Annotated in this window: 13 protein-coding genes and 2 tRNA genes; 9 read left to right on the forward strand and 6 right to left on the reverse strand. The window is 40.7% G+C overall.

Annotated features, from left to right (window positions below; all coding sequences use genetic code 11):
• Positions 1 to 21: 21 nt before the first annotated feature.
• Positions 22 to 876 carry a diacylglycerol/lipid kinase family protein gene (locus PSR9079_RS14655; RefSeq protein WP_220494565.1) on the reverse strand — a complete coding sequence of 285 codons (855 nt, stop codon included), beginning with the start codon at positions 874 to 876 and terminating at the stop codon, positions 22 to 24.
• Positions 877 to 1,199: 323 nt separating this feature from the next.
• Between PSR9079_RS14655 and PSR9079_RS23675 the strand changes: the two genes are divergently transcribed.
• The 3 genes from PSR9079_RS23675 (at position 1,200) to PSR9079_RS14665 (ending at position 1,786) form a co-directional block, all read left to right on the forward strand.
• Positions 1,200 to 1,340, forward strand: coding sequence for a hypothetical protein (locus PSR9079_RS23675; RefSeq protein WP_169019719.1), 141 nt, complete (start codon positions 1,200 to 1,202; stop codon positions 1,338 to 1,340).
• Between the two features lie 211 nt (positions 1,341 to 1,551).
• Positions 1,552 to 1,642, forward strand: a tRNA-Ser gene (locus PSR9079_RS14660).
• 51 nt (positions 1,643 to 1,693) lie between these two features.
• Positions 1,694 to 1,786 (forward strand) — tRNA-Ser (locus tag PSR9079_RS14665).
• Between the two features lie 1,333 nt (positions 1,787 to 3,119).
• Here the strand turns inward: PSR9079_RS14665 and PSR9079_RS14670 are convergent.
• Both PSR9079_RS14670 and PSR9079_RS14675 read right to left on the reverse strand, forming a co-directional pair.
• Positions 3,120 to 3,908: an amidohydrolase gene (locus tag PSR9079_RS14670; protein WP_149982208.1), complete on the reverse strand. Its 789-nt coding sequence runs from the start codon at positions 3,906 to 3,908 to the stop codon at positions 3,120 to 3,122.
• A complete protein-coding gene (locus PSR9079_RS14675) occupies positions 3,896 to 5,038 on the reverse strand; it encodes a methionine aminotransferase (RefSeq protein WP_145240033.1) in 1,143 nt (380 codons plus the stop codon). Before PSR9079_RS14675 ends, PSR9079_RS14670 begins: the two co-directional genes overlap by 13 nt.
• A 90-nt stretch (positions 5,039 to 5,128) precedes the next feature.
• On the opposite strand from PSR9079_RS14675, the gene PSR9079_RS14680 reads away from it, so the two are divergent.
• From PSR9079_RS14680 to PSR9079_RS14695, 4 genes are read left to right on the forward strand one after another with little or no spacing between them, the layout of a single operon-like run.
• Entirely contained in the window at positions 5,129 to 5,746 is a 618-nt protein-coding gene (locus PSR9079_RS14680) for a methylthioribulose 1-phosphate dehydratase (protein WP_149982209.1), read from the forward strand.
• Positions 5,743 to 6,429, forward strand: a complete 687-nt coding sequence (gene mtnC / locus PSR9079_RS14685) for an acireductone synthase (protein WP_145240037.1) — start codon at positions 5,743 to 5,745, stop codon at positions 6,427 to 6,429. Before PSR9079_RS14680 ends, mtnC begins: the two co-directional genes overlap by 4 nt.
• The gene (locus PSR9079_RS14690; protein WP_145240039.1) at positions 6,426 to 6,968 is read left to right on the forward strand and encodes a 1,2-dihydroxy-3-keto-5-methylthiopentene dioxygenase; all 543 of its coding nucleotides are present in this window, start codon (positions 6,426 to 6,428) and stop codon (positions 6,966 to 6,968) included. Before mtnC ends, PSR9079_RS14690 begins: the two co-directional genes overlap by 4 nt.
• Before the next feature lie 24 nt (positions 6,969 to 6,992).
• Positions 6,993 to 7,331, forward strand: a complete 339-nt coding sequence (locus tag PSR9079_RS14695; protein WP_149982210.1) for a gamma-glutamylcyclotransferase family protein — start codon at positions 6,993 to 6,995, stop codon at positions 7,329 to 7,331.
• Here the strand turns inward: PSR9079_RS14695 and mtnA are convergent.
• Positions 7,328 to 8,353 (reverse strand): S-methyl-5-thioribose-1-phosphate isomerase, encoded by a 1,026-nt coding sequence (gene mtnA, locus PSR9079_RS14700; protein WP_149982211.1) that lies wholly within the window; start codon positions 8,351 to 8,353, stop codon positions 7,328 to 7,330. The two genes, PSR9079_RS14695 and mtnA, sit on opposite strands and share 4 nt — an antisense overlap.
• Positions 8,354 to 8,485: 132 nt before the next feature.
• Here mtnA and mtnK point away from each other — a divergent pair, with 132 nt between their 5' ends.
• A complete protein-coding gene (mtnK, locus tag PSR9079_RS14705; RefSeq protein ID WP_149982212.1) occupies positions 8,486 to 9,703 on the forward strand; it encodes an S-methyl-5-thioribose kinase in 1,218 nt (405 codons plus the stop codon).
• Between the two features lie 89 nt (positions 9,704 to 9,792).
• On the opposite strand, the gene PSR9079_RS14710 is transcribed toward mtnK, so the two are convergent.
• A complete protein-coding gene (locus PSR9079_RS14710) occupies positions 9,793 to 11,274 on the reverse strand; it encodes an FMN-binding glutamate synthase family protein (RefSeq protein ID WP_149982213.1) in 1,482 nt (493 codons plus the stop codon).
• A 180-nt stretch (positions 11,275 to 11,454) separates the two neighbouring features.
• On the reverse strand, positions 11,455 to 13,233 hold the full coding sequence (locus PSR9079_RS14715) for a DUF885 domain-containing protein (RefSeq protein WP_149982214.1): 1,779 nt from the start codon (positions 13,231 to 13,233) through the stop codon (positions 11,455 to 11,457).
• A gap of 355 nt (positions 13,234 to 13,588) precedes the next feature.
• On the opposite strand from PSR9079_RS14715, the gene PSR9079_RS14720 reads away from it, so the two are divergent.
• Complete coding sequence (locus tag PSR9079_RS14720; RefSeq protein WP_149982319.1) at positions 13,589 to 14,575, forward strand: GGDEF domain-containing protein; 987 nt, start codon at positions 13,589 to 13,591, stop codon at positions 14,573 to 14,575.
• Positions 14,576 to 14,609: the final 34 nt, after the last annotated feature.

Genomic DNA, 14,609 nt, shown 5'->3' on the forward strand with positions numbered 1-14,609 from the left:
TACTAACATATTACTCGTCATTTAACATTGCGGCATACAAAAACGCAACGCGAGCGGATGAATAGTCACCACCGCTGGGGTAACGCCTACCAGCTCACCATCTGCTTCGATTGGTAAATCAGGCGTATTTATATAAGCAATTTCTAAGCGCTGGTAGTTGAGCTCTTTCATACCGTGGTGCTTACGTAGCAATAAGCGCACAAAACTGTAGAGGTTACCTAACAAACCACGCGTAGGCACGCGATAGCACTCTAAATAGCCACTATTCAATTGTGCTTTTGGCGCTATCATCAACCCCCCACCAAAATAATGATGATTTGCAAATACAGTAATCAAATTACCATATTCGCATTGCTGCCCTGCAAAACTCCCAGCCAAGCGAGAAGGCTGATAAACGAATAAACACTTAAAGCCAGCTAAACTATAACTTAAAGCGGATAATGCAGGCTTGGTTTGCAATGCCTGTACTACATGCGCATCAAAGCCAACCCCCGCAATATTAATAAAGTAACGGCTATTTATTTGGCCAATATCGATTTTTACTTGATGCTCACTAAAAATAGCATTACGCCAAGCTGAGTTTGAACAGCCAAAGCCGCGTGCAAAATCATTACCCGTCCCCTGAGGCAATAACGCCAACGAGCAACTCAATCCCATCAATGCATTTACAGCCAAATGCAGGCTGCCATCACCACCGAGCACAACAACGCGCTTTTGTGACTGAGCCAAAACCGTTATTTTTTGGCAATCATTGGTAAAATGTCCTGTGGTGTAAAAAACAGTGTAACTAATTTGACGTTTTTGACACTGCTCTAATAACCAAGTGCAATTTTTTTTATGTTTTTTTTGCGTACTTGGTTTAATAATTATTAGCATCTGGATACCAGCCTATTCAAAAGTAGGGAAATAGACATTTTCAAAAAATAAATTAATCTGAATAATTAGTCACTTTATTTATTATCTAATGCATTAAAATATCAGTGTCAGTGTAATATTGCTTTTAAACAAGTGATTTAGGCGACTTCAAATTTCATAACCATGCATAATACTCAGTACGCACTATCTGAATCATACCTTAATAAAAACAATTCGGATTAGTTATTTCTATCCGACCACCCTAATTTTTATCGTTTTATTTTTGTGCAAAAAAAGCTCAGAATAGCCGTGTTGTCAAAACAGACATAACCCGGAGCAAAGTAATGAACCCAGTAAATACATTAAACGAAAATGCAGCTACCCATGTTGCAGTAAAACCGACCAACCGCAAAGCAAAAATGCTTGCCAGACTTAACCGTTTCGGCAAAAAGCTAGCTCTTGGCGGCGCAGTTCAATACAAGTAATCACCCAACCATGATTACTTTAGCGGTGCAGCAAACACCCAACCACTAAATGAAACTACTTATTTAGCTCCCTCGTTTGCTGCAACCCCTTCTTTAAACTCCCTAAAAACTCCTTTTTTATAAAAAAACCTCTTTTTTAGAACAAAAAAACAGCAAACGATCTTTTTCCTATTTACACACCCCAATCACCTGCGTATTATTCTTTCCCAACGGAGAGATGGCAGAGTGGTCGAATGCACCGGTCTTGAAAACCGGCAGGGGTTTATAGCCCCTCTAGGGTTCAAATCCCTATCTCTCCACCATTATTACGTTTTGGTGGTTCACTCGATTATCAAAATGACAATTTATGCGCCGGAGAGGTGGCCGAGTGGCCGAAGGCGCTCCCCTGCTAAGGGAGTATAGGGTTTGTAGCTCTATCGAGGGTTCGAATCCCTCCTTCTCCGCCATTTAATAACGAAAAAAGCCCCGCAATTTATTGTGGGGCTTTTTTTGTTGTTAAAAATGGCAGAAGGCGGGTGAGAACCCTCGACCAGGGTTCGATAAAATGTCAGGAACATTTTAGGCCGCTGCAAGCGTCGCGAAGCGATTGGTTACATGGACGTAAGCAAGCCCATCCCCACGTTTGACACAAATTTCAGAATGAAAAGCCTATTGTTTTATGTCCGTAACCTTTACACCAATGAAGGCGGGTGAGAACCCTCGACTAGGGTTCGACCAAACTTTGTCTGGAACAAAGTTAAACGCACGCAGTGCGGCCAGAAAACTAAACTCTAGATCCCTTCCGCTAAGTTGTGTAATGTAATATCAAATAGAACACATAAGTCAGCTCTTAAACCAAATTCAAAAATCGTTCTGACTTTTCTTTTTAAAAACACCAAAATATTTTCTAAGGCTACAAGTTGAATAATACCAATCGTGTTAAGTTACTGACCATTTATAGCGACAGATAAATGCAGTGATAACAAGGCGTAAATTTTGACATGTAGTTGTTCTACTTAAAAAAATTATAACGCAGTTAGCGCTTTATTTAGCTCGCTAGAATGGTTAAATATTTAAGTCGATTGGTATAACAGTGAGGACAAAGAAAGTGGTATTTTATATGCAGTTTTTACAACTGTATTATTGTACTTCCTTTTCAAAATCACTTTAATTTACACAATAGTTTCAGACCGACATGCTTCTTGTCTAAGCTCTCGCTGGGACAACATTGAAGTAGTTATTACTCCTTTTTCAGCATTCTTAATTTTAGCAATGTTGAGTTGTATTTGGTTGTTCCTTAGTTGTTTAAAATATAAAAAGAAAGTAGGTAAAGCAGCCTATCTAGTATTTTTTTTCGCAGCGATATTCTATTATTTTTGGTTTAAAGGTTTTTACGGCTTTTGGTTACTAATGGAGTATGAGCAGGACAAAATAACCCTATCTCAATTTTTTAACAAAACTGGGGGCAATGAGTTATTTAAATTATATGATGGGCATCACGAAATTCAGATATTGTGCCAACCATATAATCACAATGCAGATAAAAAACCGGATAACTAACTGTTACATCATAGTAATGCAATAGGTTGCTACCTATTAAATCAATACTTTAACCTAGCCTAGGTATTCTCTCGTAACGATTGGGTGAGCAGGTAAAAATTCATCGCAGATAAACGGCCTTGTATTGATACAAGCCTGTAGATTATTTTTTTGTTGTATGTTGTCGGGTTTCGCTGCGATCAAACTCACCTACAATGCTTCTGCGTAAAACGGGTAAAGAGGCTAAACAGTCTCTTTATCTTAATAACCCAAACTAAACCCATCGGCATCTAAATGCGCTGGGAAACTTTGCTTAAAGAGCTCAAGCGGCTGTTTGTCCAAAGTGATAATAACAACATCATCTTTGTTATCAGTAGCGGCTGCTAACGTATCACCTTTAAAGTCATACACTGCCGTGCCGCCATTGTGCGCGACGCCATTAGCATCATCACCAATACGATTAACGCCAATCACATAACACTGGTTTTCCATCGCCCGCGCCATTAGTAAGGTGTCCCATACTTTGCGCCTTGCAGCAGGCCAGTTGGCGACATTAACCATCACATCGTAGTCATTGCGATTGCGCTGAAAGACCGGAAAACGTAAGTCGTAACAAACTTGCGGTAGAATTCTAAAGCCATTAAGGGTGAACACTTCACGTTGCTGCCCTGCGGTTACAAAATCGCCCTCTTTGCCCAAACAAAATAAATGCCGTTTGTCGTAATATTTCACTTCGCCATTGGGCCATGCCCAATAAAAGCGATTAGCTTTTTTATCGCCTTGAGTTACCAATACCGAGCCTGCAATTACCGCATTGCTTGATTTTGCCGACGCGATCATCCAATCAAGCACTTTGCCTTGCTTTAACTGATGATCCGGCTCTGCGCAATCAAGGTTAATAGCAAAGCCGGTGGCAAAGGTTTCTGGCAATAAAATAAGCTCTACTGATTTATCTATATCAGCTATTTTATTGCCAAAGTGTGCCAAGTTGGCGTCTTTATCTAACCAATTAAGCGATGTTTGTATCAGTGCTATAGTTAAAGTTGACATAAAATCTCCGCGGCTTGTAATAGCGTGGCGTCATTTTTGGCAAAGCATAAGCGAATAACTTTATCGTTGCTTGGTTGCTGATAAAACACGCTTAGTGGAATGGCTGCAACGCCTGCTTGTTCTACTAACCACTGGCAAAATTCTACGTCATTTAAATCCGATACATCGCTGTAATCAAGCAGTAAAAAGTAGGTGCCTTCACTTGGTAAAATGGTAAAGCGGCTATCTTTTAGTGCTTTACTAAGTACATCACGCTTTTGTTGATAAAACTCACTGAGCTCATCCACATGCTCACCTTGCTGTTCTAACATATCGGCTAATGCATGTTGTGCCGGCGTAAAGCTTGAAAAAGTCACATATTGGTGAATTTTACGAAACTCGACCGCAAGTGCAGCGGGTGCGATGCAGTAACCCATTTTCCAGCCTGTGCTATGAAAAGTCTTGCCAAAGCTTGAGATCACAAAGCTGCGAGCAAACAATTCGTTATCACGCAGCACACTTAAATGCGGTTGCTGATCAAAAGTAATATGCTCATATACTTCATCACTTATCAGGTATAAGTCATGCTTAATTACTAAGGCTTTTAGAGCATTAATATCGTGCTGTTTTAACGTTTTACCACTTGGGTTATGTGGGGTGTTGATTATAATAGCCCGCGTTTTGCTATTGATAGCCGCAGCCACCGTTTGCCAGTCAATTGCATAACTCGGAGCATGCAGAGCAATATTGACTGACTTACCACCGGCCAATTCAATCGCTGGCTGGTATGAATCATAAGCGGGGTCAAACACAATGACTTCATCACCTTCGCGCACCAGCGCCTGAATGGCAACAAACAAGGCCTCGGTCGCGCCAGAGGTTACCGTTACTTGCTGCGCGGCATCTATTTCAGCTGCATATTTTCGTTTTGCTAACTGGGCAATTTGTTGCTGCAGGCGCGGCACACCAGATGAAGGTGAATATTGATTAACTCCTTCAAGCACATAATGATTAAGCTGTTTTTTAAGTAGCTCAGGCGCATCAAACTCAGGAAACCCCTGCGATAAATTAATCGCTTCGAATTGATTTGCTAAAGCAGTCATTTGACTAAAAATACTGGTGCCTAAATTTGGCAATTTACTTTCAAACACTGGTTACCCTTAATGATGGTTTTGCGCCCAAAGCGATGCTATCATTGCTGTTAACAGATGTATAGCCGTCTAAAAAAGTATGAGGAATGTATGCATAACAATACCGCTATTTCAGAACTTATAGAAGCAGGAAAGTGGATCAGTCAACGTGGTTGGGTGCCAGCTACGGGTGGTAATTTTTCAGCGCGAACTAACACCGGTTTTGTGGTTACTGCCAGCGGTTTTGACAAAGGTCAATTAGGGTCGCATACCTTTATTGAACTGGATCATGTCGGTAATCGTAGCGCTAGCGCCGCCAAACCCTCAGCTGAAACCGAATTGCATTTGTGCATGTATAAACTTATTCCTGCTGCTAATTATGTATTGCACACTCATTCGGTTGCTGCGACGGTATTATCTCGGGTTATTAAAGGTCACAGCCTAGACTTACACGGCTACGAAATGCAAAAGTCACTAACCGGCATTACTTCACATTTAGACACCTTGAGTATTCCAATCTTTGATAACGACCAAGATATTGATCGCTTGAGTTTATTAGTGAGCGATCACCACTTACACACGCCTATTGAGCACGGCGTGCTTATTCGCGGCCACGGTTTGTATGTAGTGGGTCGCACTATTGGTGAAGTACGCCGTCAATTAGAAGGCCTTGAGTTTTTATTTGCATGTGAGATAGAACGCTTAAAATTAGTAGGATTAGAATCATGATCAAAGCACTGCTGACCGATATTGAAGGCACTATTACCCGTATTTCGTTTGTTAAAGACGTACTATTTCCATATGCCGCAAAGCAGCTCCCCGAATTTGTAAAAACTCATCAAGAGCAAAGCGCTGTAGCTGAACAAATTTATGCCGTAAAAGCGGTGATTGAACAGCCAGATGCCAGTATTGATGTCGTAATTAACACTTTACTTGAATGGATCCGTGACGATAAAAAAATCACTCCATTAAAACAGTTACAAGGTTTGATTTGGCAAACTGGCTATGAAAATGGCGATTTTACCGGCCATTTATACCCAGATGCCTACCACTTTTTAGTTGCACAGCAACAAGCCGGCCAGCAGTTGTATGTGTATTCATCAGGGTCAGTAAAAGCACAGCATTTAATTTTTAACTACTCTGACTTTGGTGATATTCGCTCCTTATTTACTGATTATTTTGATACTCAAGTCGGCGCTAAACAAGAGCAACGTTCATATCACAATATTATTGAGCAACTACCTTTTGCCGCTAATGAAGTGTTATTTTTAAGTGATGTGGCAGCCGAGCTTGATGCCGCCAAAGCCGCAGGTTTAAAAACCTTGCACCTGATCCGTGATGGTCAAGCAAGCTCGCCTGCGCATAACTATATTAACGATTTTAGCCAATTCACTGTGGAGCATTTAGCATGAGCCAACTGACTATTTTTGCTGACTGTAACGGCAATAATGCTTTATTAAACACTCAAGATACAGCACAAATTGCCACCGAGCTTAATAAAGTAAATGTACGATTTGAGCAGTGGCAAGCAACAAAAATGATTACTGCTGATACTAGCCATGAAGCTATTATTTCCGCCTATAACGCTGATATTGAAAGCTTAAAGCAACAAGGTGGTTATCAAACTGTAGATGTTATTTCGCTGGCAAAAGGCAATCCGAACGCTGCAGAATTACGTGCTAAGTTTTTATTTGAGCACACCCATAGTGAAGACGAAGTACGCTTTTTTGTAAAAGGCCAAGGATTATTTTGCCTGCATATTAACGACAAGGTTTACCAAGTACTTTGCAAGCAGGGTGATTTAATTTCAGTACCAGAGCTTACTCCCCATTGGTTTGATATGGGCAGCGATCCTGAATTTACTGCGATCCGTTTATTCAATAATACCGAAGGCTGGGTGGCACAAAGCACCGAATCTGAGATTGCTAAGCAGTTTCCTTTATTGGACTAGATATCTGTTAATAATGGAGTTTAAATGGAAAAGTTGTTTTCATACGGCACTCTGCAATTAGAGCAAGTACAGCTTGATACCTTTGGCCGCTTGCTCGAAGGCCAAGCCGATACACTACAAGGTTACGTAGTAGGCGAAGTTGAGATCACCGACGCCGCCGTGCTGAAAAGCAGCGGCCAGCGTTTTCATCCAGCATTAATTAAAACAGGCCTGCCAACAGATACAGTAACTGGCACTATTTTTACTATCACCTTAGAGGAACTTGCTAACGCGGATAGCTACGAAGTTAATGACTACATCCGTATTGAAGAGTCATTTAGCAGCGGCATTAATGCATGGGTGTATGTGGCAAAAGGCTGTTAAACCAGCCTTTTTAATTCACCAACTAAAACTTGTTGTTGGTCATAAACGCCAGTATCGAGTACCCAGCCGGTAATAAGCTTAGCGGGGGTTACATCAAATGCGGGATTATATACGTTAGCATTTGTAGGTGCCCATAGCGCTTCACCAAAGCTTCCGCTTACACCGCGCACTTCTGCGCTGTTACGTTGTTCTATTTCAATGTCTGCACCGCATGCTGTGTTTACATCGAGGGTTGTTAGCGGCGCTACTACATAAAATGGGATGTCATGAAAATGCGCCAGTACTGCTAAGTTATAAGTGCCTACTTTATTAGCAAAGTCACCATTTGCAGCAATACGATCTGCACCGACAAAAATTTTATCAACCTTGCCAGCAGCCATTAAACTCGCTGCCATATTATCGCAAATTAAGGTGTAAGGTACTTGCCAGCGCTCAAGTTCAAACGCGGTTAAACGCCCGCCTTGCAATAATGGCCGCGTTTCATCCACCCATACATGAATATCGCCATGACGTTGCTGCGCTTTATAAATAACACCAAGAGCAGTACCAATACCTGCGGTTGCTAAGGCACCAGTATTACAATGTGTGAGAATATTATCGCCGCTGCTAACCAATGCAGCACCATGATTTGCCATGCTTTCACACAAGGCGATATCTTCATTAAACAATGTTACAGCAGCGCTTACAATTGCCGTTACATAATCATCTTGTTGTAATGCAATACGTAACTTTGCCATACAATGCATTAAATTAACCGCAGTTGGCCGAGTGGCTTCTAAATCATCAATCGCCTGCGCTAATGCTACTTTAGCTGTGCCTTGCTCTGCCAAATGGGAAACTAGCAAACTTGCTCCTAAACCAATCAGCGGTGCGCCGCGTATTTTTAAGCTTAGAATTAAATCCCTCATACTGGCTACATCATCACATTCGTGCCATACCTGCTGATGCGGCAGTAGGTATTGGTCTAACACGCTTAGTGTATTGTTTTGATATTTTAAACTGCTCGCTATGAGGTCTTGCATGATTGATCCTGAATAATCGTTAGGCTGAGGTTATTTTACAGTAGTTTTTAAAACGCACAACCCAGAAGTGTAGACATCTAAACGGTTGAAGGTATAGAATGCTATTGTTTATCATTTTCTGAGAGTACGCCGATGGCCGAATACGTTGCCTTTAATGCACAGCATGCGATTGATTATATTAAAAATCTTGTAACTAAAGATGGGTATGATTTGTTTGATCCTGATCAAACGTTATCGGCGTATGAGTTTGGAGATGGCAATTTAAATCTCGTTTTTAGAATAAGCGACGAGCAAAGTAATAGCGTTATTTTAAAGCAAGCCTTGCCTTATGCACGCTGTGTGGGTGAATCATGGCCATTAACGCTTGACCGAGCACGCATTGAAGCTGAGGTTTTACTCAATCACGGCGCATTAAGCCCTGACTACACAGCAAAAGTATTGCATCATAATCCAGAGCAAGCACTGACCATTTTAGAAGATCTTGGTCACTTACAAATTTTGCGTAGCGCACAAATAAACGCAGAGCAATTTCCGCTATTAGGTCAACATGTGGCTCACTACTTAAGCCATACCGGTTTTTATAACTCAGACTTTTACCTAACCGCGCAAGATAAAAAAGCCAAAGTCAGTCAGTTTACCAATCCAGAGTTGTGCCAAATTACTGAAGATTTGTTTTTCAACGATATCTTGCGTGAACATGAGCGTAATAACTACCCAAGTGAGTTGCAAAGTACAGTCAATAAACTACAAAATAACACCGCATTACATTTAGCGATCGCAAAACTAAAAGCTAAGTTTTTATCATGCCCGCAGACGCTATTACATGGTGATATGCATAGCGGCAGTATTTTTGTCGATCAAAACACCACTAAGATGATCGACCCTGAATTTGGCTTTTTTGGCCCAGTTGGCTTTGATATCGGCTCATTTATCGGCAATTTATTATTAAACTACTGCGCGCAAAATGCTCGTATTAGTGAATTTGTTACACGCCGTAACTATCACACCCATTTACTGACTTGCCTGCAAGAGAGTTATTCTTTGTTTGAACAACAGTGGCTGACATTTATTGCAGAGCAAACCACAGATAACAATTTAAAAGCCGCTGGTTATGGCGAGTATTTTATGCAACAAGTATTACAAGACGCGATTGGTTACTGTGGGACAGAACTGATACGCCGCACTATCGGCTTAGCACACGTTGCTGACATTGATGGCATTGAAGATGCGCAGGCGCGTTTAGACGTACAACGCCACACTTTAGCGCTGGGTGAGCAGTTAGTACTCAACGCCCACACTTGCAATAACAAAGAAGAGTTTTTCTCTTTATTGATAAGCCAACTAAATTAAATTTATAAAAATAGCAAAAGGCACTTTATTTAGTGCCTTTTATCAACCTATTTGGGCGGGACCTAGCTTCTATTACCTAGTATTTTAAATTACTGATAATTTTCATACATTTTATCAAGCGGCTCTGACAGGCCGTTTTCTTGCACAACGCGCACATGCTGGCGGCCAAGTTCACGGGCACTAAATACCCCGCATGAGTGAGCAATTAAACCCGCACCATAATGAATGTACTTATTATAGTTTGCTACGCGCTGCGCTTTATCGGCGACATCTAAACCACGTTGCAACCGCTCGTTGTGTGTGGTTATCCCTGTTGGGCAAGTGTCTTTATTACATTGCAGCGCTTGAATACAACCCAAAGCAAACATATGACCACGTGCCGATACAACAAAGTCTGCGCCCACCGCGAGCGCCCATGCAACCTTAGACGGCACAATCAGTTTGCCTGACGCAATAACTTTAATTCGCTCTCGCAGGCCATGCTTTTCGAGCATATTAACAACCAAAGGTAAACTTTCTTTCAGTGGTAAACCCACCGAATCCATCAGCGGTTGTGGTGCAGCACCGGTACCGCCATCAGCACTATCGATGGTAATAAAATCGGGCGCAGATTCAATACCACGATGATTGATCTCAGCAAACAAGGTTTCCAGCCATGCATAAGCGCCAATAACCGCTTTAAAACCGGTTGGCTTGCCAGTCGTTTCGCGCACCGAGGCAATCATATCAAGTAAATCTGCAGGGTTTTTAACTTCAGGATGGCCATTTGGGCTAATTGAATCGTGACCTTCTGGGATACCACGAATAGCCGCAATTTCAGCAGTCACTTTTTTGCCTGGCAACATACCGCCTTTACCAGGCTTCGCACCTTGGCTCATTTTAATTTCAAACATTTTTACTTGTTCATGCGCAGCTATTTGCTTGAGCTTCTCATGACTTAATTTACCTTGTTCATCGCGCACACCATATTTAGCTGTGCCAATTTGAAACACAATGTCGGCACCTCCTTCTAAGTGATAAGGGCTTAAACCACCTTCACCAGTGTTCATCCAACAACCAGCGAGTTTGGCACCTTGTGATAACGCACGTACAGCAGGTTTTGATAACGCACCAAAACTCATACCTGAAATATTGAATAGCGATTTAGTAATATAAGGATTTGGACAATGCGGCCCTAACGTAACTGCACTCGGTTCAAGCGCTTCTTCGTCCAAGGTAGGAAACGCGCAGTTCATAAACATCACGGTCCCGGTAACTTCTAGGCTCTGAGTTGAGCCGAAGGCGGTGGTACGATCAACATTTTTAGCCGCTTTATAAACCCAACTACGATCGGCGCGATTAAATGGCATTTCTTCGCGATCCATAGCGAAAAAGTATTGACGAAAAAACTCACCTTGGCGCTCAAAAAAGTATCGAAACCGACCTATTACCGGATAATTACGTCTAATCGCTTGTTTAGATTGAGTTACATCACTGATATAAAAATAAATAACCACTAAAACTAAACACCCAAATACCACTATAAATAAGCTGGCAAACACATCAATGCTAAAAACTATTAAATTACTCATGCAGCGCCCCTTGCTGGTTATTTTGTCATTTCACTAATACTTATACTAAAAACTTAAGCTAAGTAGCGAATATATTAGTAAAAATCTTATTACAGTAGAGAGCATATAAGCAGATTAAATTTCAAGCAAAGGATTTTAATGGATCACTGCACTGAATGCAGCGATCCATATCGATAGAAGCTAGCTTTTTTGTTTAGTCAACTCAGTTTCAATGTATCGATGGATTTGATCTTCTAATACTGACATTGGCACAGAGCCATGACGAAGTATTTGATGATGGAACTCGCGTACATCAAAGTCTTGCCCTAATGCTTGCTCTGTTTCTTTGCGTAAGCGTTTAATAGTCAGCTCACCAATTTTGTATGATAGTGCTTGTGCTGGCCATGAAATATAACGATCAGTTTCGGTTTTCACATTGTGTAAAGACAACGCCGTATTTTCGCTCATAAATTTCATCGCACGATCGCGACTCCAGCCGTACATGTGCATGCCAGTATCAACCACTAAACGGGCTGCACGCCACATTTCATAAGTTAAACGACCAAAGTTACTATATGGATCTTGATAAAAGCCCGCTTCAATACCTAAGTATTCAGAATATAATCCCCACCCTTCGCCAAATGCTGACAAATAAGCATCTTGACGATAACTTGGTAGGTTTTCTAATTCAGCATTAAGGGAGATCTGTAAATGATGCCCTGGTACAGCTTCATGAAAAGTAAGTGCTTCTAAAACATATAAAGGGCGCTTATCAAGTGCATAAGTGTTTACCCAGTAATAACCCGCTTGATCATCACGACTCGACCCAGAGTAACGGCCAGTCGTGTACTTAGGCGCTATGCTTGCTGGCACCGGCGCAACACCATAAGGCATGCGTGGTAAGGTGTGAAATAGCTTAGGTAATTGTGCATCCATTTTTTTAGCTATGTACGATGCTTCTTTTAATAACTCTTCCGGTGTTTTAGCGTAAAATTGCGGATCAGTACGTAAAAAGTGCACAAATTCAGCAAATGTGCCTTTAAAACCAACTTGCTCAATAATCTTATCCATTTCAGCACGAATACGTGCCACTTCTTTTAACCCCAGTTCATGGATTTCTTTTGGTGTCATATCTGTAGTGGTGTAATACTTGGCACGATTAGCATAAAACGCAGCACCATTTGGTGTAGCAGAGATACCAATTTCAGTACGCGCACCTGGCTGATACTCTTCATTAAAAAACGTTAAATAATTTTTATAAGCAGTAATCACTTGTTCTTTAATGATTTTTTTAGCTTGTTGCTGTAAAGCAAAAAACTCACTATCACTCAAACCAGCGGTATTATTTAAAAATGGTTTATAAAATTCAGACTCAGTAACGTCATCAACAATATAGGCACTGATAGAATCTTGATAACCAATTAATACAGCCTTAGGTTGAGTTAAGCCAACTTCCAGCCCTTTACGCATCCAACCGATATTTTGCGTAAAAAACCGAGGAACTTGCTGCAAACGCTGTAGATAAAGTTGGTAATCAGCTAGTTTTTTATAATCTGAACTCGACACCATAAAAGATAAACTCGAGTGAAAGCCATATTCAGAAGTAAGCGGCATATAGTGGCTGTTAAATACATATTCATCGATACTATTTTGTACTTGGCCGCGAATTATAGTGAGGTTAATACGGTTTTCATCACTGAGTTTGTCTTTATCTATTGCGTCTAACTGCGCTAATAATTCAGTGTTATGTTGGTATTTCTTTTCAAGAAACTCCGCAGATAAATTAGTTAACAAATAGCCATCAACACCCTCAGGGTTGCTATACGTGCTTATACTTTTACGGTAATCAACAATTGATTGCGCCACTTGCGTAAATTGTTGGTCGCTATCTATCGTGGTCATTTGGCACGCACTTAATGTACATGCCAAGGCGATACTTAACAGGGAGTGACGCATAACCGATGAAGGTGATTTTTTCATAATAATAGGGATCTGCTACTTAAAACGTGATGTTTAACCTAACCTAGACAGATCAAATAACCAAAAAAATGCGACCAAGGGCGATAAATATAAGGTTAAATTAACCGCGACTATTGGCTAGTAGTTAATCAGCATTTTTATTGCCTAGTAAGATTGTCGAGAAAACCAGCTAATGAACGAGAAAAATGGAGATTTCGCTGCCAAATTACATATTTTTGCTTTTAAATATCCCCGATACAGATTAATGTAAGGCAATCTCATACGCTAGGATCGCGTCAAGACCTCATGGAGAAGGTTATTTAATTTCGCTGTTACGTGTATTTAATTGGTGTATACAATGATGTTCCATGATTCCATGGCTATTGCTCAAGAAAAAATGACCAAGGTATGTATCTTTTTAGAACACCATATATTACCACCGACCCCTCTCAATTATCACGTTGTCTATACCTATATCAGCCAAGTTAATTCTGATTTAAATACCACTATCGATCGTGCAATTGCCCAAGGCCAAGAAATTGACTGTGTTTATATAGAGCAACTGTATTTCGATTATATGGATCAAGCTCATCAAGCTGAAACCAAAATGGTACGCAATGTTGATGATGTTATTAATTCATTATCACGTAGCGCGCACTCAACCGAAAAAGATATCATTCGCTTTGCAAGTCAGGTCAGCGAATGCGTGCATTTATTAGATGAAAATAATGTTAGCCAAAGCAAACTCGCACTTGAGACATTAAATAAGCAAACTGCCCACCTGCTCACTCAACATAAACAATTTAAAATAGAGCTGATCAAAGCAAAGCGATTACAAGAGAAAACCCAACAACAACTCGTACAATTACGTAAACAACACATCACCGACCAGCAAACAGGCCTTTTTAAACGTCATTATTTAAACCAGCAAACACAATTATGGTTAAACCAAAAAAAATCTGTGTGTGCAATTGCCATCCAAATCGATAACTTAGATCACTTTATTGATAACTACGGCGATATCATTGGTGAAGTAATTTTAAGTAAAGTAGCTAAACAAATTCAAAAGTATGTATTTGAAAGTGGCCTGCCAGGGCGTACTGGCAAAGATGCTTTTACTGTATTACTGGCCGATATCGACCCTGAAACTGCGAATGTAATTGCTGAAAAAGTCCGTAATGGAGTCGAGAAACTGCGATTCGTCAGTTCTAAAAATGGCATTAAGCTACCAGCAATCAACCTGTCATTAGGGATTGCCAAGCACTTAGACGAAAAAGATTTTAATAATCTTGCCCGTAAAGCCTCTAATGCAGCACATAAAGCAAGATCGCTTGGCCAAAGCAGCTTTATTGCCGGACAGTGAGCCACAACGAATAAATAATAAACCTTGATCCACA

Source organism: Pseudoalteromonas rhizosphaerae, from assembly GCF_902498845.1.
Classification (GTDB): Bacteria; Pseudomonadota; Gammaproteobacteria; order Enterobacterales; family Alteromonadaceae; genus Pseudoalteromonas; species Pseudoalteromonas rhizosphaerae.